The 18,820-nt window shown below is 63.7% G+C and carries 16 protein-coding genes; 8 read left to right on the forward strand and 8 right to left on the reverse strand.

Going from position 1 to position 18,820, the window contains the following annotated elements; genetic code table 11:
* Positions 1–60 precede the first annotated feature (60 nt).
* On the forward strand, positions 61–2,565 hold the full coding sequence (locus tag PZ897_RS04045) for a ComEC/Rec2 family competence protein (protein WP_275750182.1): 2,505 nt from the start codon (positions 61–63) through the stop codon (positions 2,563–2,565).
* Positions 2,566–2,612: 47 nt separating this feature from the next.
* Here the strand turns inward: PZ897_RS04045 and lexA are convergent, their stop codons facing one another.
* The 6 genes from lexA to PZ897_RS04075 all read right to left on the reverse strand — a co-directional run bounded on the left by lexA (position 2,613) and on the right by PZ897_RS04075 (position 8,934).
* Positions 2,613–3,329 carry a transcriptional repressor LexA gene (gene lexA / locus PZ897_RS04050; protein ID WP_275750184.1) on the reverse strand — a complete coding sequence of 239 codons (717 nt, stop codon included), beginning with the start codon at positions 3,327–3,329 and terminating at the stop codon, positions 2,613–2,615.
* 110 nt (positions 3,330–3,439) lie between these two features.
* Positions 3,440–4,651 (reverse strand): gephyrin-like molybdotransferase Glp, encoded by a 1,212-nt coding sequence (glp, locus tag PZ897_RS04055; RefSeq protein ID WP_275750186.1) that lies wholly within the window; start codon positions 4,649–4,651, stop codon positions 3,440–3,442.
* Positions 4,652–4,663: 12 nt separating this feature from the next.
* On the reverse strand, positions 4,664–5,158 hold the full coding sequence (gene moaC, locus PZ897_RS04060) for a cyclic pyranopterin monophosphate synthase MoaC (protein WP_275750188.1): 495 nt from the start codon (positions 5,156–5,158) through the stop codon (positions 4,664–4,666).
* Between the two features lies 1 nt (position 5,159).
* Entirely contained in the window at positions 5,160–5,975 is an 816-nt protein-coding gene (gene trpC, locus PZ897_RS04065) for an indole-3-glycerol phosphate synthase TrpC (protein WP_275750189.1), read from the reverse strand.
* A gap of 4 nt (positions 5,976–5,979) precedes the next feature.
* Positions 5,980–7,014 carry an anthranilate phosphoribosyltransferase gene (gene trpD / locus PZ897_RS04070; protein ID WP_275750190.1) on the reverse strand — a complete coding sequence of 345 codons (1,035 nt, stop codon included), beginning with the start codon at positions 7,012–7,014 and terminating at the stop codon, positions 5,980–5,982.
* Between the two features lie 30 nt (positions 7,015–7,044).
* A complete protein-coding gene (locus tag PZ897_RS04075; RefSeq protein ID WP_275750192.1) occupies positions 7,045–8,934 on the reverse strand; it encodes a peptidylprolyl isomerase in 1,890 nt (629 codons plus the stop codon).
* 297 nt (positions 8,935–9,231) lie between these two features.
* Between PZ897_RS04075 and PZ897_RS04080 the strand changes: the two genes are divergently transcribed.
* The 6 genes from PZ897_RS04080 (at position 9,232) to PZ897_RS04105 (ending at position 15,143) form a co-directional block, all read left to right on the forward strand.
* Positions 9,232–9,591: a hypothetical protein gene (locus tag PZ897_RS04080; protein WP_275750194.1), complete on the forward strand. Its 360-nt coding sequence runs from the start codon at positions 9,232–9,234 to the stop codon at positions 9,589–9,591.
* Positions 9,592–9,887: 296 nt separating this feature from the next.
* Entirely contained in the window at positions 9,888–11,132 is a 1,245-nt protein-coding gene (locus PZ897_RS04085; RefSeq protein ID WP_275750195.1) for a cation:proton antiporter, read from the forward strand.
* Positions 11,133–11,372: 240 nt separating this feature from the next.
* Positions 11,373–11,834, forward strand: coding sequence for a hypothetical protein (locus PZ897_RS04090; RefSeq protein ID WP_275750197.1), 462 nt, complete (start codon positions 11,373–11,375; stop codon positions 11,832–11,834).
* A 239-nt stretch (positions 11,835–12,073) separates the two neighbouring features.
* Positions 12,074–12,844: a triose-phosphate isomerase gene (gene tpiA, locus PZ897_RS04095; RefSeq protein WP_275750199.1), complete on the forward strand. Its 771-nt coding sequence runs from the start codon at positions 12,074–12,076 to the stop codon at positions 12,842–12,844.
* A gap of 130 nt (positions 12,845–12,974) precedes the next feature.
* Positions 12,975–13,349, forward strand: a complete 375-nt coding sequence (gene secG, locus PZ897_RS04100; RefSeq protein ID WP_275750200.1) for a preprotein translocase subunit SecG — start codon at positions 12,975–12,977, stop codon at positions 13,347–13,349.
* A gap of 156 nt (positions 13,350–13,505) precedes the next feature.
* Positions 13,506–15,143: a CTP synthase gene (locus PZ897_RS04105; RefSeq protein ID WP_275750201.1), complete on the forward strand. Its 1,638-nt coding sequence runs from the start codon at positions 13,506–13,508 to the stop codon at positions 15,141–15,143.
* A gap of 176 nt (positions 15,144–15,319) precedes the next feature.
* Here the strand turns inward: PZ897_RS04105 and PZ897_RS04110 are convergent, their stop codons facing one another.
* Both PZ897_RS04110 and PZ897_RS04115 read right to left on the reverse strand, forming a co-directional pair.
* The gene (locus PZ897_RS04110; RefSeq protein ID WP_275750203.1) at positions 15,320–15,628 is read right to left on the reverse strand and encodes a YdeI/OmpD-associated family protein; all 309 of its coding nucleotides are present in this window, start codon (positions 15,626–15,628) and stop codon (positions 15,320–15,322) included.
* Between the two features lie 300 nt (positions 15,629–15,928).
* Entirely contained in the window at positions 15,929–16,306 is a 378-nt protein-coding gene (locus tag PZ897_RS04115; RefSeq protein WP_275750205.1) for a hypothetical protein, read from the reverse strand.
* Between the two features lie 361 nt (positions 16,307–16,667).
* Here PZ897_RS04115 and PZ897_RS04120 point away from each other — a divergent pair, with 361 nt between their 5' ends.
* Positions 16,668–18,161, forward strand: coding sequence for a mechanosensitive ion channel domain-containing protein (locus PZ897_RS04120; protein WP_275750207.1), 1,494 nt, complete (start codon positions 16,668–16,670; stop codon positions 18,159–18,161).
* Positions 18,162–18,820: the final 659 nt, after the last annotated feature.

Consider the following 18,820-nt stretch of genomic DNA (forward strand, 5'->3'; position numbering starts at 1 on the left):
GTCAGGGTGGCGCAACAGGCCATTTGGGGTGTAGTCTGGCTGGCTTCTAGCGAGGCGTGTATGGCCCAGGCAGATCGCACAGACCCTGAACAGGCAACAGCCGCTCCCGGCGGCAGCCGCACTCGCCAGCCGCTGACAGTGCATGCCCCGGAAATGCTGCCTTTGGCGCGCCATCCGCAGCGGTTGACCATGCCGGCGCGCAACCGGCGTTATCTCGATCAGCTATGGCGGGCGCTGGCAGAGGGACGGCGCCAGGAATCTGGTCACGGAGTGGCCTTCCTGTTTGTGCCGGTGGCGATGGGCGCAGGAGCGGGGCTGTATTATGCTGCCCCGGCAGATCCGCCGCCGCTTGCCATCGCTGCCGTCCTGGCTGTCGCCGTGTGTGTGTATCTGCTTTCCAGACAAAACCATCGCACCGCCGCGCGTGCCGCATCGTTTGCCGGCGCGCTGTGTGCAGGCGCGCTTGCCGCCGTGATTGAGGCGCGGGATGTTCCGGTTTTGCTCGATTCAGATGTGACGACCCACATCACCGGGACCGTCGAGGCCCGCGAATTCGATCCCGATGGCCGGGTGCGGTATCTGCTCGGGCTGTCTGCCACCTCAGATCCGCGCCTGAGACGGCCGCCACAGCGGGTGCGGGTCACAGCGCGCAGCGCGCATGATCCGGCGCCGATTGGCGCCGTCATCGCCGGACGGGCGCGGTTGTCCTCTCCCTCCGGCCCGGTGCTGCCGGGAGGCTATGACTATGCCTTTCGGGCCTATATCGATCGCATTGGAGCGCATGGCTATTTCTATCAGGCGCCGGCAAGACTTGATCCTTCGGGTGCACCGGATGGACGGGCTGCCGGTGCGGCCGATTCCTTCCGGCTTGCGCTGCGCACGGTCCGGGAGCAGATATCCGCCCGGATCCGTCATGTGCTGCCCGGTGATCGCGGCGGGATTGCCGCGGCCCTCGCCGTATCGGACCGGCGCGGCATTTCCAGAGCAACCGTGGATGCGCTGCGCGCCACCGGGCTTGCGCATATCCTGGCGATTTCGGGCCTGCACATGGCGCTTGCCGCCGGCACGCTCTACATCGTCATCCGCAAGGGGCTGGCCCTGTTTCCTGTGCTGGTGGAAGCCTTTGCGGTCAAGAAGCTGGCCGCCGTCGGCGCCATGCTCACCGCCACCGCCTATCTTCTGATCTCCGGCGGCAGCGTGTCCACCCAGCGGGCCTGGATCATGCTCACCGTCATGCTGTTCGCCGTTATTGCCGACCGGCCGGCGCTGACCATGCGCAATGTGGCGCTCGCGGCAATCGTCATCATAGTGATCTCGCCGTCGGCCGTGACGGGCCCGGGGTTTCAGATGTCCTTTGCCGCCACCGCAGCGCTGATCTCGGCCTATGCGGCGATCGCCGGCTTTCTCGGCCGCCAGGCCGGTTCACCCAAAATCCCGCACGCGCGGTCAGCCCTGCTGCGCTGGAGCGGCGTCATGATCAAGGGGCTGATTGGCCTTGGCCTCACATCGCTGGTCGCGGGGCTGGCAACCGGACTGTTCTCGGCCCATCATTTCCACCGGGTGGCGGGATACGGACTTCTGGCCAATCTCATGGCCATGCCGCTGGTGACCTTCGTGGTGATGCCTGCCGGGTTGCTGGCTCTTCTATTGATGCCGTTCGGGCTTGACCAATGGCCGCTGCGCCTGATGGGGCAGGGGCTCGAGGGGGTCATTGCCGTCGCCCGCCATGTCGATGCTCTGGGCGGCGACATCCATGTCGGACAGGTGCCAGTGCAGGCCACGCTGATCGCCGGTGCCGGGTTTGTGGTTCTGGTGTTGTTGCGCAGCTGGTTGCGGTTTGGCGGCGTCGTGCTGCTGGGTCTCGGTGCTGTGCTGGCCCGGCCCCCCTTTGCTGCGCCCGGGCCCGACATGCTGGTCAGCGAAGACGCAGATCTTGTCGCCCTTGCCGGGCCGGCGACCCTGGCCAGCAACTCGGTCCGGCCCTCGGCATTCGTGTTCGGGCAATGGCAGACAGCCCTGCACGGCAGGCCGCACGCCGCGCCGGTCGTTCACAAACGGCCCGAGACCTCCCGGGAGGGCGCGGTGGATGGGGCCGAAGCCAGGGCGCACTCTCCACCCCCAGCTGCCATCGCGGCAACGCTTGATCACCTGTTGGCCGCCGCGGCACAGCAGCCCTCGCGCTTTCAGTGTGCCGGCCGCGGTCTGTGCGCGGCGGTGCACAAGCAGGCAAAGATCCTGGCGATTGACCAGGCCGCTTACATCGGTGCGGCCTGCGACCGGGCCGATCTGGTGATTGTGGCGATCCCGGTGCATATGCGCATCTGCCGTTCGGGCGCCACGCTGGTCACATCGCGCAGCTTGCGGCGCACCGGTGCGCTGGCAATCCGGATTGATCCGAACACAACAGCCCCGCAAGCCGCGTCCACGGATGCGGCCGGAAGCGCGGCGAGACCGGAATTTCAGATCCGCACCGCACTTGCGGGTGTCCTCCGCCCCTGGACCATTCAGCGCTACTACAACTGGCGCACCGGCGCCTACGACCTGCCGGATAGGCAAAATCGCTAAGCCGCACAGGCGGGACTGCCAAAGGTCCGGCAGAAAGCCGGAGACGCTTAGTGGTAGCGACGGATCAGACCGACCAGCTTGCCCTGAACCTTGACCCGGTCGGGGCCGAAAATGCGGGTTTCGTAGTTGGGATTGGCGGCCTCGAGCGCGATCGACGCGCCCTTGCGGCGAAACCGCTTCAGCGTGGCTTCCTCGTCGTCGACCAGGGCCACGATGATGTCGCCAGGGCTGGCGGTCGAGATGTTGCGGATCAGCACGGTGTCACCGTCGAAGATGCCGGCGTCGATCATCGAATCGCCTTTGACCTCCAGCGCATAATGCTCGCCGGTGCCGAGCATCTCGGCCGGCACGGTGATGTTGTGGGTGATGTTCTGGATCGCCGAGATCGGCACACCGGCGGCGATGCGGCCCATCATCGGCACTTCCGTCATCTGCGCCGCCTCGTCATTGGCCGGTTCGGCGCGGCGCACCGGTTCGGGCTGTTTGCCCTGACCGCCTTCGATCACGCTTGGCGAGAATCCGCGCCGCGGCTGCAGATTGGCCTGGTAGCTGTCGGGCAGCTTGATGACTTCCAGAGCCCGTGCCCGGTTGGGCAGCCTGCGGATGAAGCCACGCTCCTCAAGCGCCGTGATCAACCGGTGAATACCGGATTTCGAGGCCAGATTGAGCGCATCCTTCATCTCGTCGAAGGATGGCGGAATGCCGCTTTCCTTCATCCGTTCGGTGATGAAAAGAAGCAGTTCGTGCTGTTTGCGCGTCAACATGATTGCGGTACCCCGGTTGCCGGCCCGGTAGCCGGATTGAAACAAAACCAGAACTCAGCTAGCATGTTCCATATGTGTTCCGCAAGTCGTAAAGAAACAATGAAGGAACATCAGGGGCGCAAAACAAGCACATCGCAAACACTGCCTGCCGGTGCCGGTGGCGCGAAAGGCGGCCGGATGATCAGGCAATGGGCATCGGCAAACACCTTCATCAGCGAGGAATCCTGTTGCCCGGAAGGGGTGGCGGTCATTTGCCCGTCGCGGCCCGTTGCCAGGCTGCCGCGGAGATAGTCCTGACGCAGGTCGTTTTCTGGCAAGTCTTTGGAAAGAATGGCACTTTTAATGCGATCCGGGTCCGGACGCCCACCCAGACGCGTGAGCAGCGGCTCTAAAAACAAATGCCCGCACACCAGGCTCGATGCAGGGTTTCCGGGCAGTCCCAGCACGCGCATCCTGCCGAGTTTTCCCGACATCAGCGGCTTGCCCGGGCGCATCGCGATCTTCCAGAAATCGAGCGCCATGCCGCGCCCCGTCATCGCCTCTTGCACCAGGTCATGATCGCCGACCGAGGCGCCACCGATCGTCACCAGCACGTCTGCCTCGTGGGCAATGGCCGAATCAAGTGCTTCGTCCAGCGCTTCCATCCGGTCGGCGGCAATGCCGAGATCGAGCACCACCGCGCCGGCGCCGCGTGCCAGTGCGGCCACGCCGAAGCTGTTGGAGGCGATGATCTGTCCCGGCCCGAGCGTCTGGCCGGGCAGCCGCAATTCGTCGCCGGTGGCCAGAATCGCCACCTTGGGTCTGCGCACAACCGGGAGCGTCGCATGGTTCATGGCGGCAGCGAAGGTGATGGCGCCGGCGTCGAGCAGCCGCCCGGCAGCCAGCCCGGTCCTGCCTTCGGTGAAGTCGATTCCGGCGTCACGGATATGGCGGCCCGGAACCGGCGTCTCGTTGATCCGCACGGTTCCGCCTGCGAGCGGGTCGACGACTTCCTGGATGACGATCGCATCGGCGCCTTGGGGCAGCGGCGCGCCGGTGAAGATGCGGATTGCCGCGCCGGCGTCGAGCGCTCCGTCAAAGCCGTGCCCGGCAGCCGATTCGCCTTGCAGCCGCAGGATGGCGCCCGCCTGCGCCTCTTCGGCCCGCACCGCATAGCCATCCATGGCGGAGGCGGCAAACGGCGGGTGGGTGCGACGCGCCATCAGGTCACGTGCCAGCACCCGGTCAAAGGTTTCGGCCAGCGGCAGCATCTCCGGCTCGCCCGATGCCGCTGCGCCCTCAAGGATGCGCTCCAGCGCTTCGTTTACCGGAATCAGTGCCATCAGTCGTGTCCTTCAGGTGGTGGCGGTCCAGTCGCCCGATTTGCCGCCGGATTTGGCCCGCACCCGGATGCCGCTGATCTCCATGCCGCGGTCCACCGCCTTGGCCATGTCGTAAATGGTCAGGCAAGCCACTGACGCCGCCGTCAGCGCTTCCATCTCGACGCCGGTCTTGCCGGTCAGCTTGGCCAGGGCGCGCACGCGCAGGCCGGGCAGGGCCTCGTCAGCTTCGATGTCGACGCTGACCTTGGTCAATGCCAGCGGATGGCACAGCGGAATGAGATTGGCCGTCTGCTTGGCCGCCATGATCCCGGCAATGCGCGCCGCGCCGATCACATCGCCTTTTTTCACATTGCCGGCGAGGATCAGCGTCAGGGTCTCGGGCAGCATTCGCACATGCGCTTCGGCCTCGGCAATACGCACCGTGTCGGCCTTGTCGCCGACATCGACCATCGCCGCCGAACCGTCTTCGGCAAGATGCGTCAACCGGGGTTCAGGGGTGTCAGCCATGTCAACGGGCCTCGGCGATTGCGGTTTCGCCCGTCAGCAGTTGCCTGGTCGCCGCCGTCACATCGGTCTGGCGCATCAGGCTTTCGCCAACCAGGAATGTCGAAATTCCGCACTTGGCCAGCCGGGTGCAGTCAGCATGCGAACCGATGCCGCTTTCACCGACCAGAAGACGGCCTTCGGGCACCATGTCCGCCAGCCTCTCGGAATTGCTCAGCGACACCTCGAACGTTCGCAGATTGCGGTTGTTGACGCCAATCAACCGGCTGTCGAGTTTCAGCGCCCGTTCCATCTCGGCTTCGTCATGCACTTCGATCAGCGCCGCCATACCCAGCCCGTGGGCTTCGTCCTCGAGCCGTTTGGCGTCCTCATCGTCCAGTGACGCCATGATGATCAGGATCGCGTCAGCGCCCCAGGCGCGGGCTTCGTGCACCTGGTAGGTGTCGAACATGAAATCCTTGCGCAGGGCGGGCAGCGCGCAGGCGGCCTTTGCCGCGGTCAGAAATTCCGGCGCGCCCTGAAACGACGGCGCATCGGTGAGCACCGACAGACAGGCAGCTCCGCCCGCCGCATAGGCTTTGGCCAGCGAGGGCGGATCAAAATCGCCCCGAATCAGCCCTTTCGACGGGCTTGCCTTCTTGATTTCGGCAATCAGCGCATAGCCGCCGGCTGCGTGCCTGGCCTCGATCGCGCCGATGAAATCGCGCGGGCTTTCCATGTCCCGGGCCTTGGCCCGGATGTCGGCCAACGGGATGGCTGCCTTAGCGGCGGTGATCTCGTCGCGCTTGTAGGCCTCGATTCGTGTCAGAATGTCGCTCATGGTGTCAGCCTGCCTTCGGTGCCGGGGCATGGGCTTGCGACACGCTGATCAGCGTGTCGAGCGCCGCCAGCGCTGCGCCACTGTCGAGCGATTGCGCCGCCAGCCCGATCGCCTCCATAAGGGTGCCCGCCCTGCCGGCCACCACCAGCCCGCCGGCGGCATTGAGCAGCGCAATGTCGCGGTAGGCGTTCTTCTCGCCTTCGAGCACACGCTTGAGGGCTGCGGCATTATATAGGCCGTCGCCACCTTTGAGCAGATCAATCGGCACCCGTTGCAGCCCCAGCTCTTCCGGCGTCGTGTCAAAGCGGGTGAACTTGCCGTCCGCAAGCGCCACCACCTGGGTCAGGCCGGTGGTGGTCATCTCGTCCAGACCGTCGCCATGCACCACCCAGACCGTTTCCGAACCCAGATCACGCAGCACCTGGGCCAGCGGGTCGAGCCAATGCGGCGAGAACACGCCGAGAAGCTGCCGTTTCACCCCGGCCGGATTGGACAGCGGGCCGAGCAGGTTGAAGATCGTGCGGGTGCCGAGTTCCACCCGGCTGGGGCCGACATGGCGCATCGCCGAATGATGCGCCGGGGCGAACATGAAGCCGACGCCGGCTTCGGCGATGCAGGCCGAGATCCCCTTGGGGTCGAGTTCCAGCGACACACCGAGTGCTGCAAGCGAATCCGCGGCACCGGATTTTGACGACAGGGCCCGGTTGCCATGCTTGGCCACCTTGACCCCGGCGCCGGCGATGATGAAGGCGGCAGCCGTGGAGACGTTGTAGGTGCCCGAGGCATCGCCACCGGTGCCGACAATGTCGATCGCATCGGACGGGGCCGAGACCGGCAGCATCTTCTCGCGCATCACGCTGACGGCGCCATAGAGCTCGTCGACGCTTTCGCCGCGCACCCTGAGCGCCATCAGGAAGCCGCCGATCTGCGACGGGGTGGCATCGCCCGACATCATCACGCCGAAGGCCGAACGCGCGTCATCGCGGTCGAGCGCCTCGCCAGCAGCCACCTTGGCAATGAATGACTTCAGATCAGCCATGTTGGTTCGGCTCCCCGTCTCCGTTGGGCATCAAAACGCCAGGGCCCGCTCGGCCAGAGCCCGGTTGACCGAAACTCCGTAATCTGACTGCAGGCGGCCCACCATCTGGTCCAGTATATCATCGGCGATCCGCTGCGAGACCTGGGCCCGCTGTTCAGGCGAAACCGAACCGGCCGTCACCGTCGACGCCTCATCCACCGCCTTGACCTTGAGCAGGATCTTGTTGTCGCCCGATGCGTCATTGGCGACTTCCACCAGTCCCGAAGGGCCCGAGAAGGCAGAGGCAACCGCCGCCTCGCCAAACACCGCGTCGGCATCCTGGCGCGACAACCCGTATTTGGTTTCAACCGCGACCGACAGTTCCTCGGCGATGGTCGCCATGTCCGCACCCTTGCTCAGCCGGTCCTTCATCTCCGTGGCCTTGGCGCCCAGTGCCTCGATGGTCTTTTCCGCTGTCCAGTCGGCAATCGCCTGATCGCGGACTTCATCGAGCGTCCGGTCGCGGGCAGGGGTGATGCCGGCCACCTCGAACCAGATAAAGCCGTCGGTCCCCAGGTTGAGCGGTGGCGTCTCGACTTCGATCTCGGCCTCGAAGGCTTCGCGCAGCAGGGTCTGGCTTTCGGGGATGTCGCGCACGATCGTGCCGTCGGGAGCACTGCCGCTGCGGTCGATCGCCTCGATCGTGACCGGCGTCAGCTTCTGTTGTGCCGCAGCTTCCTCCAGTGTCATGCCGCCGGCGCGGGCGTCTTCATAGGCATCATGCACGTCAAGCAGCACCTGTGCGGCTTCCGCCAGCGCCAGTTGCTCACGGATTTCAGGCTCGGCTTCGGCAAAGCTTTTCGACGATTCGGGCGTGATCTCGGCCACGCGCAGGATCACCGGGCCAAACTGTCCGTCGACCACCGGCGTGGTGCCGCCGGCCTCGGAGACCGCAAACACGGCGTCGGCCAGCGATTGGTCCGGCACGGCGCTTTTGCCAAAACTGCCGATCCGCACATCGGCCGGCTTGCGGCCCTGTTCGGCGATCAAATCGTCAAAGCTCTTGCCGCTGGCAAGCGCGGCTGCAGCCGCATCGGCGGCCGCGCGGTCGGCGAAGACCAACTGGTCGATGGTGCGGGTTTCCGGCGTGGTGTAACGGTCCTTGCGCGCCTCGTAATCGGCCCGCGCCGCTTCCGCGGTGATCGCGGCAGGATCGGCAATGTCCTCGCCCTCCAGCTTGACATAGGTGATCTTGCGGTATTCGGGAGCGGCGTATCTGGTCTTGTTGTCCTCAAACCAGTTCGCAAGCTCGCTGTCGCTGGGGGCTGCAACCGGGTCGATGCTGGACTTGGTCAGAAGCAGATAATCGACATCGCGGGTTTCGGCCTCGTATTGCGCCATCGCCTTGATCAGCGCATCGGGCGCGGAAAAACCGTCCGAGACCGCTTCGACGATCTGGGTCCGGATCGCGACCTGTCCTCGGCTCTTGAGGTAATCTTCCTCGCTCATCCCGACCGAACTCAGCACCCGGCGGAAATTGCTGCGGTCGAAGCGGCCGTTGAAATCGTGGAAGGCCGGATCTTCGGCAATCAGCGCTGCGAGCCGGTCGTCCGACAGCCCCAGATTCATCGCGCGCGCCTGTTCATCGAGCAATGCGCCGGCAATAAGCTGCGAATAGACCTGGTTTTCGACACCGAAGGCGCGGGCCTGTTCGGTGGTCAGCCGCTGGCCGATCTGCCGTCCCACCACCGCGACCTGCCGGTCATAGGCAAGGCGGAACTCGTTGGGGCCGACAACGGTTTCGCCCACGGTGATCACCGCGGTGCTGCCGTCGTTGAGGATCGATCCGGAAATGCCCCACACGCCGAACGACGCCACCAGCACGATCAGAAGAAGTTTGGCGACCCAGCTCTTGGCGCCCCTACGCAAAATATCAAGCATCAAAGCTCCTGCGGCATGTTCAGTCTTGGCTGCGATCGGGCATCTGGCCGGACCCGCAGACCTCTCAACGCCTCCTTTAGACCAAAGCTTGGACGAAATGAAGAGTGAGCCGGGCGATTACATCACCCTGGCGGGTTGCCGGTTCGGCCGGACCAGGGCCGCAGGCGTGCGCGATGCGCCTGAGCGATAAAAATATCACGCGCGGGCCTGGCTGGCCAATTGACACTTGCTGCGGGCAGGCGGATCGTTCTTGCTCCGACGGATTTCCCGGCCGGCGTCATACACGGGGTAAATCGCATGAAAAACATGATTTTGATTTGTCTTGCAGCAATATTGGGCATGGGCGGCGCTGCGCAGGCGGATGTCGTCACCGGCACCTACACGGTTGAGGGGACCAATCTCGACGGCAGCCGTTATGGCGGCACCGCCAGAATTGAACTCAGTTCGGAGACGACCTGCCACATTCACTGGAGCACGGGAAGCGAATCCGACGGGATCTGCATGCTTTATGACAACGCCTTTGCCGCAGGCTACGTGTTTGAAACCGGCGGCGTCGGGCTGGTGGTCTACCAGGTGATGGAGGACGGCACGCTTGAGGGGGCATGGACCATTGACGGCCAGTCCGGTTCGGGCACGGAGACATTGACCCCGCAATGATAAAGGGCTGAACGGCCGGTTTGGCGCCGGTTGTTCCTGTCTCAAGGCCGATGGCCAGACCCCGGTGGTTCGTCGGGTTGGGCAATGTGGAGCCGTCGGGTTCCCATGCGCAACTTGCGCGGCACTGGTTCAGGCGCCCATGCCCGGCCGCGGGTCCTTGTTCGCGAGCATCATCGATCCAAGATCGCAGCTCAACGCGCAGCGGCACCGGCCGGGCAGTCACCGCGATGACAACTTTTTCCTGACGGCTTTTTATTCTAAGACACTCGCTGCCGCATCCGGCACGGGATCCAGATATGCAGCACGAACCCTTTTTCGGCCTCAATTCCTATCACGTGGCGCTGGCTGTGATCGGCGTGATCGTCATCGCTGCGCGGTGGTTGCCACGGCTGATCTCCAAGCGCGAACCGGCGGCAGCGCCCTTGATGATCCTGTTCGGGGCTGGCGCCGCCATGCTGATGCCGGGCCTGCCGACATTGCCCGACCCGCGCGAGGCGCCCTTGCCCTGGGAGCTTGTAAGCGAGCTGACCGTGATCGTGGCCTTGTTCGGCGCCGGAATGCGCATCGACAATCTGCGGCCGTGGAAACGCTGGAAGCCGACGGTGCGCATGCTCTCGATTGCCATGCCTTTGACCATTCTCGCCGTTGCCCTGCTGGGGAATGGCCTTGTCGGGCTGACTGCCGCCGGCGCACTGTTGCTCGGCGCGGTGCTGGCGCCGACCGATCCGGTGCTTGCGGCAGATGTTCAGGTCGGGCCGCCGCAGGAGGGCGCCGAACACCCGGTCCGCTTCACCCTGACCACGGAAGCCGGCCTGAACGACGGGCTGGCGTTTCCGTTTGTGTATCTCGGGTTGATCGTTGCTGCCGAAGGCCTGAATCCCGGCGCCTGGGCGCTGGACTGGGTTCTGCGCGATATCGTCTACCGCATCGCTTTGGGGGCGGGCATGGGCTGGGTCGGCGGCCGGGCATTGGGCTACGTCCTTTTCAAGGTTCCCAGGGGAGCCGTTCTCGCCGAAACCGGGTCCGGGGTCATCGCGCTGGCAGGCGTGCTCTTGTGTTACGGCTCGACCGAGCTGATCGAAGGGTATGGCTTCATAGCCGTGGCGGTGCTCGGCCTGACCTTGCGGCGGGTCAAGGCCGAGCACCGATTCCACCGGCGGCTGCATGATTTTTCCGAATCCATCGAGCATGCGCTGACGGCATTGCTGCTGATCGCGCTGGGCAGCGTCCTGCCAGTCCTGTTTGCCGATCTGACCTGGACCCATGTTGTCGTGGCGCTCGTCCTGATCGTGCTGATCCGCCCGCTTTCGGGGTGGATCGCCCTGTCAGGGACCGGTCTCGCGTACCGGGACAGGGCGGTGATTTCGGTTTATGGCGTCCGCGGCATCGGCTCGATTTACTATCTGTGCTATGCCGGCAGCCATATCGAGTTCATCAATGAATCCCAGCTCTGGTCGCTCATCGGCCTGGTCATTTTGATGTCGACAATCCTGCACGGGTTCACCGTCGGCTGGGCCATGGACCGGCTTAAGGAAGCGTAGGCCAGGGGCATCGTGCCGCCTGCCATCACAGCCATCGCGCGGCGGCTGCGGGAACGTTTTCTCCGTCTGCCCGCGCAGAATCACGGGCCTGTGCTGCCGTCGACCACCGCCCGGGATAGGGCGCGCAATTCTGTGCAGTGAAAGATCTATCCATTAGAATTCCCTGAATCAGTTCATGCTTTATTCATGTCGGCGCATTAAGGCTCTAAACCCCTTGCGTGAAATGGCGGGCGACGTCGAATGGATACCAAAACCGAGGACTTGGCCGACACGGCCGAGCAAACCTATTACCGCAAATCCGATGTCCGCTATGGCGCCCATTGTCCCGGCATCATCGAGTTGACCTTCAAGGACGGAAAACACTACATCGCGCTGACTGGAGTGATGGTGAATTTGTCCGTCACCGGCTGCCTTTTCTCCAATGACAAGATGCCCTGGGCCAACATGGATTCGGAGAAATCCCTCGACTCGATATTTGACGTTGTCCATGAAACCTGCCGGGTCTATATTCCCTGGATCAACACCCATTCGACCGGCAAGATCCGGCGTCTGGGGTCTTTCATCATTGGCGTCGAGTTTCAAAAACCGCTCGATGAAAAACTGGTCAAATCGGTTGCCAGCCTGGAACCCAATCGTGAGCGGCGGTTCAAGCCGAGACTGCCCGCCAAATACAATCGCATTCTGCCCATCGCCCGCCGCTGATGCATACCGCGCAAAAATGTGCAGCGGTTTTGCGACAACGACATGCATCAGCAAAGAGCCCAACGCGTCACCCGGAACCGGTTTGATGCGACGCGCGGTAGGCTAGGACCGACGCCCAAAGCGCCTGCAAGGATCTCGGCTGTCGTCATCCCGATGGTGTGGGCCAGACGCCCTGGCGTTTGCAAATCACCTGTCGTCTGCTAAGTCCGGGCTTGGCAAAATCCGAATGGGGACATCTGATGACACCTGACATTCGCCCGCTTGTTGCAGGCAACTGGAAGATGAACGGCACCCGCGAAAATCTCGCCGAGATCAAGGCGATGATCGACGGGCTGGACGAAGGTCTCAGCGACGGTATCGATGCACTGATCTGCCCGCCGGCGACGCTGCTGTATGTGGCCACCGCCCTGGCCGAATCCGGCGCGCTGCTGATCGGCGCCCAGGATTGCCACGAGCAGCAAAGCGGCGCCTTTACCGGCGATGTTTCGGCTCGGATGATTGCCGACTGTCTGGCCAGCCACGTGCTGGTTGGTCATTCCGAGCGCCGCACCCTGCATGGCGAGAGCAACGAGACGGTTCGCGCCAAGGCCGAAGCCGCCCGGGCTGCCGGTCTGGTTCGCATCATCTGCATCGGCGAGACCGAAGCCGAGCGCAAATCCGGCGACACGTTGAAAGTTCTGGGCAGCCAGCTTTCAGGCTCCGTGCCCGATGCCGCCACGGCTCAAGACACCGTCATTGCCTATGAGCCGGTCTGGGCCATCGGCACCGGCCTGACCCCCACTGTTGCCGACGTCACCGAGGCGCATGGCTTCATCCGCGCCGAGATGGAAGCCCGGTTTGCGGGCGAGGGCGCGTCGATGCGGTTGCTCTATGGCGGTTCGGTCAAGCCGGACAACGCGGCCGAGTTGTTGGCCGTGCCGCATGTCGACGGCGCGCTGATCGGTGGCGCCAGCTTGAAAGCGGCTGACTTTCTCGCCATCTGTAAGGCCTGCCGCGGCCTTCTTGGCTGATGCAGGCCCGGATTTGACGGCCCCGTGGCCGCCGTTCCACTGAGACAGGACTTGGAAAGCTGGCCGTGCTCGTGTAAAGAGCCGCAAAACCGGACCAAGATTGCGCCCTTTGAGGGCAGGAAAGAACCCGATGCAAACCGTTTTGATTGTCATTCATCTCATGATCGTGCTGGCGCTTGTCGGCATCGTGCTGATCCAGCGCTCGGAAGGCGGCGGCCTTGGCATCGGCGGCGGCTCGGGCTTCATGTCAGCGCGTGGGGCCGCCAACGCGCTCACCCGCACCACCGGCATTCTTGCCGCGGCCTTTTTCGTCACCTCGCTGGCACTGGGCATTCTCGCCCGATACGGCGACAGCCCGACCGACATTCTCGATCGCATCCCGGCCCAGACCGATGGGTCCGGCTCCGGCGTTCTCGATCAGCTTGGCGGCGCCGCAGCGCCGGCGGAGACGCCCGCCAGCGACATTCCGTCTGCACCGGCCTCGGACGTTCCGTCCGGCCAGTAAGATCGGGGCATCCCTTGACCGGCGGATGGCGACCAATGCCACCGCCGGTTTTTTCGTGTGGTTTTCATGACATTTTGAATGTTATGCACCGCTAAAACGCGCCATCGGATTTTTGGGGTGGCGCAATCAACGTTCTAGAGGTATCGGTTCGACCCCATGGCGCGATATGTTTTCATCACCGGCGGCGTGGTCTCCTCGCTTGGAAAAGGCATTGCCTCGGCCGCTCTTGGTGCGTTGCTGCAGGCCCGTGGTTACCGGGTGCGGCTGCGCAAACTCGACCCCTATCTCAATGTCGATCCGGGCACGATGAGTCCGACTCAGCACGGCGAGGTGTTCGTCACCGACGACGGCGCCGAGACCGATCTCGATCTGGGCCATTACGAGCGCTTTACCGGGCGCTCGGCGGTGAAATCCGACAACATCACCACCGGCCGCATCTACAAGGACATCATCGACAAGGAACGGCGCGGCGACTATCTCGGCGCCACGGTCCAGGTGATTCCGCATGTTACCAATGAAATCAAGAACTTCGTCCTCGACGGCAACGAGAATTACGACTTCGTGCTGTGCGAGATCGGCGGCACCGTCGGCGACATCGAGGCGATGCCGTTCATCGAGGCGATCCGCCAGCTCGGCAACGACCTGCCGCGCGGCAATGCCGTCTATGTCCATCTCACGCTGATGCCCTGGATCGCCGCTGCCGGCGAGCTCAAGACCAAACCGACCCAGCATTCGGTCAAGGAATTGCAGGCCATGGGCATCGCGCCCGACCTTTTGCTGGTCCGCGCCGATCGCGCCATCCCGGCCGAGGAGCGCCGCAAGCTGTCGCAGTTTTGCAATGTGCGTCCTTCCGCCGTCATCCAGGCGCTCGACGTGCCCTCGATCTACGATGTGCCGATTGCCTACCACAAGGAAGGGCTCGACACCGAGGTGCTGGCTGCCTTCGGCATCGACCCGGCGCCCAAACCGCGCATGAAGGCCTGGGAAGAGGTTTCCGAGCGGATTCACAATCCCGAAGGCGAGGTCACCATCGCCATCGTCGGCAAATACACCGGGCTGAAGGACGCCTACAAATCCCTGATCGAGGCGCTCAATCACGGCGGCATCGCCAACAGGGTCAAGATCAACCTCGAATGGATCGAGAGCGAGATCTTCGAGAAGGAAGACCCGTCGCCCTGGCTCGAGAAGGTCAACGGCATTCTGGTGCCCGGCGGCTTTGGCGAGCGCGGTGCCGAAGGCAAGATTTCCGCCGCCCGCTTTGCCCGCGAGCGCAAGGTTCCCTATTTCGGCATCTGCTACGGCATGCAGATGGCGGTGCTCGATGCGGCGCGCAATCTGGCCGGCATCGAGGATGCGGTCTCCTCCGAGTTCAATCGCAACAGCGGCACCCATGTCGTCGGCATCATGACCGAATGGCTCAAGGGCAACCAGCTTGAAACCCGTGCCGCCAATGGCGACCTGGGCGGCACCATGCGGCTCGGCGCCTATCCGCACCCGCTCAAGGCCGGAAGCCTGATCTCGGAAATCTACGGCTCGACCGAAGTCTCCGAGCGCCACCGCCACCGCTACGAGGTCAACATCGCCTACAAGGACCAGCTCGAAGCCGCCGGTCTGGTGTTCTCCGGTCTCTCGCCCGATGGCCTGCTGCCCGAAACCATCGAGTACCCGCGCGAGCACCATCCCTGGTTCATCGGCGTGCAGTACCATCCCGAGCTCAAGTCGCGTCCGCTCGAACCGCACCCGCTGTTTGCCAGCTTCATCGAGGCCGCGCTCGAGCAATCGCGGCTGGTGTGAGGATAGGGCGGGTTCATATACATGAATTTGGCCGATAACGGACCTGCGTTGAACCAAACACAGACTGCCTCCCTGGCAAATCCGATAGGATGTGCGGCGACGCGGGGACACCGGAGCCTGACCCTTGGTGTGAGCGGGCTGTCCGCCGAACCAGGCGGGGGAAGGCGCCGGGTTGGTTACCTGTTGGATTTCTTGTCGATCAACACGGCTTGCTGCCATTTGCTGGGCTTCTTGTCGGTGCGATGAATGCAGCCTGCCCAGCAGCATGGACGTTTCTGACCTTCGAGAAGCTCCTCCACCGTTCGCTCGATCCGCCTCATCCTGGTCTTGGCCTGTTTGGCATCTTCGACCCAGCAGATAAATTCGTTGCGGGCTATGGGCGTCAATGTCTCCCACAGATCGGTGACGTCTGAGGTTTTGGTCAGCGCCTCAACCAGGTCGGCGGGCAAATCGTGGACGAGGCCACCTGATAGTTTCCTCTTCATGCCTTCTGCCTGTCAATTGTTCTTGATGCTCTGATGCCGACCGGGTCTGAGAGCCAGAATAGCAGGCACAGTCGCGGAAATGAATGCTTGAATGGTGGAAAAGCTCGCATCTGCGGCGACCGGCGTCGGCGGCGAAAAATGGCGCACAGCCGAACTCCGCTGCCGTGGGCGACATCTGGTCTCGTCCCGGCCCAATGCACCAGGGCGGGGTCCTCCAGGCGCAACGATTTTGTTGCCCTGCCAATTTTGCGGTTTGACGGGCGCGCACCGGGATTGACCGATCACGGCGCGCGCCATCACTCAGGCTGTCCTGCCGAGTCCGTTCTTGAAGACGGTGTAGAGGAACACCAGCATCGACGCGGCGGTCAGCAAGGACCCCGCCGCCACCATCTGGTCACCGCCGTTCTGCACCGCGATGGCAATTCCGGGAACCATGACCACGAGACCCGCCACCGCCAGCGCCAGATGGAGTTTGGCCAGCCGGGTTGCTGCGGCCGCCGGCGTCAGGGTGTAATAGATCCCGAACAGTCCCATCGTGACCCAGCCGACGAGGTTGAGGTGGGCGTGGGCGCCGTGGAGCGTGTGGTCGCCTGAAATCGCCATCTGTATGCCCCAGAGCATTCCAAGCGTTACGCTGATCACGCCCGCAGCAAAGAAGTAAAATCCAATTCCCCGCATGTTAATCCCCTCCGGTGTTAAGTTGCCATCTGGCGCAAGACAGGCATCTCAGTGTGCCCCCACGCACAGAAATCAGAGTTTGCGCCTGTTTTTGCCCTTTGCACAGTAACCGCTGAAAATAATCACCGGCCACGCGCGGCGTCATGCGGACCGCGGATCGTAACGGGACTGCACCCGATCTGCATCTTTGGCGCTGTCGCGGCGAGGGGGGTACCTTTCAGCTGCTCTGCCCCTGTGCGAGGCAACTTATCCCGCGCCGGGCCGTTGGCTGATGCGCGCTGGTCGGGTTAAGATGCACAGGATTGCCCTGCCTGAAGCACAGTAAAGCCCCTATTCAGCGGTCCCGAAGTCAGGAACCCCCATGCGTCCCATCAGTCTTGCCGCCGGTCTTCTGCGCTTCACCGTGCTTCTCCTGATCTTCAGCCCCACGGCGCAGGCCCAGGAATCAGTCGAGCCGGCCGGGCCGACCATCGAGATCGGCGAGGGCGTCACCGCCGACGCCGAGATCCGCAGTCGCATCCAGACGATTTTCCGCGAGATCGTCGGGCTGAACCGGATTTTTGTCTCGGTCACCTCCGGCGTCGTCACGCTGAGCGGTCAGGTCGAGGATGCCGCTGCCGTCAGGAAGGCGGAGGATCTTGTCAGCCGCGTCACGGGCGTCGTCGCCATCGAGAACCGGCTCACCGAGCAGACCGCCGTCAGCGAACGCCTCAAGCCGGTCATCGGCCGGTTTGAAAAGCGAGCGCAACAGACGCTGGATTATTTGCCGCTGATGCTGGTGGCGGCCCTGGTCTGGCTGCTGATCGGCTTTTTCGGCTGGGTCGTCACCAGCCGCAAGCAGCCCTGGAGCTGGCTCACCCCTAACGCCTTCATCGCCGATCTGGTGCGCCAGACCGTCTGGCTCGGCTTCCTCATCGCCGGTGCGCTGATGGCGCTCGACATTCTCGGCGCCACCGCTGTGCTCGGCACCATTTTGGGCGCCGTCGGCATCATCGGACTGGCCATCGGTTTTGCCGTCAAGGACACGGTGGAAAACTACATCGCCTCGATCCTGCTGTCGATCCGCCAGCCGTTTCGCCCACGTGATTTCATCGCGCTTGAGGGCATGCAGGGCTATGTCATCCGGCTCACCTCGCGCGCCACCATTCTGATGGACATCGACGGCAACCACATCCGCATCCCCAACGCCACGGTGTTCAAGGCCACCATCGTCAATTACAGCCGCAACCCCGAGCGCCGCTTTGCCTTCGAACTCGGCATCGACGCCGACAGCGTGCTGCACGAGGCGCTCGGCATCTGCCACACCACGCTTGAGGGGCTGGGTTTTGTGCTCAACCATCCCGAGCCTGCCGCCTGGATCGAACAGGTGGGCGATTCCAATGTGCTGATCGGCGTTTCCGGCTGGATCAACCAGACCGAGACCGATTTCATCAAGGCCCGCTCCGAGGCGATCCGCACCGTCAAGACCGCCCTGGAACAGGCCGGTTTCGCGCTGCCCGAACCGATCTACCGCCTGCGCTTTGACAGCGGCGTCCCGGCTCCCGTGGAAGCGCTGCCGGAGCACAAACCCGGCACCAGACCCGCATCCGGTCCGGGCAAGACGCCGCCCCGGGTTCCGACACCCGATCCGGGCCCGCTCCCGCCGGCCAGATCTGCGTCCGGTGATAAATCAGCTGACAAGGCCGTTGACCAGGCTGTTGGCACCGCCAGCGGCAACGTCAGCGAGCAGGTCACCGACACCGGCGTCGACGAGGCGGTGCTGAAGAAGGTCGATGACGAACGCCAGGCCGAACCCGGCGGCGACCTGCTTTCCACCAACGGCGAGGACGAACTCGGCGCCCGGCCGGTGGTGTGAGGTGACGTGCGGTGAGGGCAGGCGGCGTGCGGCCATATGGGGGTAAAAAGTGGAACGGCCGGCGTGTCCTCGCGGCAGCTGCGTGACGTCAATCTACAGCCCGACCCCGTTCTAAAGTTAACGGCGGTCGCGTCCCGGATGGCTTTTGGCAGATGCTGCCGGCTTCGTCCAGTGGCGTGGTCACACTGCCGGGGCTCGGATGCAGAGGGAAACCTTGGTCCGTGGCGGAAACATCGCCCATCGTCATTCCGCGGGCATGCCTCTCTCTTCGGGCTTGACCAGGACAAAGCCCTGCCTGAAGGAAAAACCACCGGTTTTACTAAGCCCGCCCAGCAAAACCGGGGACGGAAAAAATGCCTGAGGCACAAAAATTCCCGCCCTTTTATCCCCACTTTCCAAGCCGGTGCGACACTGATTGCACTTCCGCTGCCCGATGGTTCGAGCCGGGGTCCAGCCACCGCGCGTCGCGCGGTGAGAGACTCCTTTGACACAGCACAAAGGTGTCTTCCGGCTCGCCGACGCGCGCCCGCTGGATGCCGGATCGGGGTCCGGCATGACGGAATTCGAGGGAACCCCAGTCCAATCCAGCCGCCACCTCCAAGATTACTTTCGGTTCCACCTCGTGGGACATCCGATCCTATGGCCGCAGCGGCCACCAA

The sequence above is a fragment of the Hoeflea sp. YIM 152468 genome (assembly GCF_029210485.1).
GTDB lineage: Bacteria > Pseudomonadota > Alphaproteobacteria > Rhizobiales > Rhizobiaceae > Hoeflea.

Excerpts from the sequence above, each read along its gene's own strand:
- PZ897_RS04045 (WP_275750182.1), top strand. The coding sequence starts at position 61 with ATGGCCCAGGCAGATCGCACAGACCCTGAACAGGCAACAGCCGCTCCC.
- lexA (WP_275750184.1), bottom strand. The coding sequence starts at position 3,329 with ATGTTGACGCGCAAACAGCACGAACTGCTTCTTTTCATCACCGAACGG.
- glp (WP_275750186.1), bottom strand. The coding sequence starts at position 4,651 with ATGGCACTGATTCCGGTAAACGAAGCGCTGGAGCGCATCCTTGAGGGC.
- moaC (WP_275750188.1), bottom strand. The coding sequence starts at position 5,158 with ATGGCTGACACCCCTGAACCCCGGTTGACGCATCTTGCCGAAGACGGT.
- trpC (WP_275750189.1), bottom strand. The coding sequence starts at position 5,975 with ATGAGCGACATTCTGACACGAATCGAGGCCTACAAGCGCGACGAGATC.
- trpD (WP_275750190.1), bottom strand. The coding sequence starts at position 7,014 with ATGGCTGATCTGAAGTCATTCATTGCCAAGGTGGCTGCTGGCGAGGCG.
- PZ897_RS04075 (WP_275750192.1), bottom strand. The coding sequence starts at position 8,934 with ATGCTTGATATTTTGCGTAGGGGCGCCAAGAGCTGGGTCGCCAAACTT.
- PZ897_RS04080 (WP_275750194.1), top strand. The coding sequence starts at position 9,232 with ATGAAAAACATGATTTTGATTTGTCTTGCAGCAATATTGGGCATGGGC.
- PZ897_RS04085 (WP_275750195.1), top strand. The coding sequence starts at position 9,888 with ATGCAGCACGAACCCTTTTTCGGCCTCAATTCCTATCACGTGGCGCTG.
- PZ897_RS04090 (WP_275750197.1), top strand. The coding sequence starts at position 11,373 with ATGGATACCAAAACCGAGGACTTGGCCGACACGGCCGAGCAAACCTAT.
- tpiA (WP_275750199.1), top strand. The coding sequence starts at position 12,074 with ATGACACCTGACATTCGCCCGCTTGTTGCAGGCAACTGGAAGATGAAC.
- secG (WP_275750200.1), top strand. The coding sequence starts at position 12,975 with ATGCAAACCGTTTTGATTGTCATTCATCTCATGATCGTGCTGGCGCTT.
- PZ897_RS04105 (WP_275750201.1), top strand. The coding sequence starts at position 13,506 with ATGGCGCGATATGTTTTCATCACCGGCGGCGTGGTCTCCTCGCTTGGA.
- PZ897_RS04110 (WP_275750203.1), bottom strand. The coding sequence starts at position 15,628 with ATGAAGAGGAAACTATCAGGTGGCCTCGTCCACGATTTGCCCGCCGAC.
- PZ897_RS04115 (WP_275750205.1), bottom strand. The coding sequence starts at position 16,306 with ATGCGGGGAATTGGATTTTACTTCTTTGCTGCGGGCGTGATCAGCGTA.
- PZ897_RS04120 (WP_275750207.1), top strand. The coding sequence starts at position 16,668 with ATGCGTCCCATCAGTCTTGCCGCCGGTCTTCTGCGCTTCACCGTGCTT.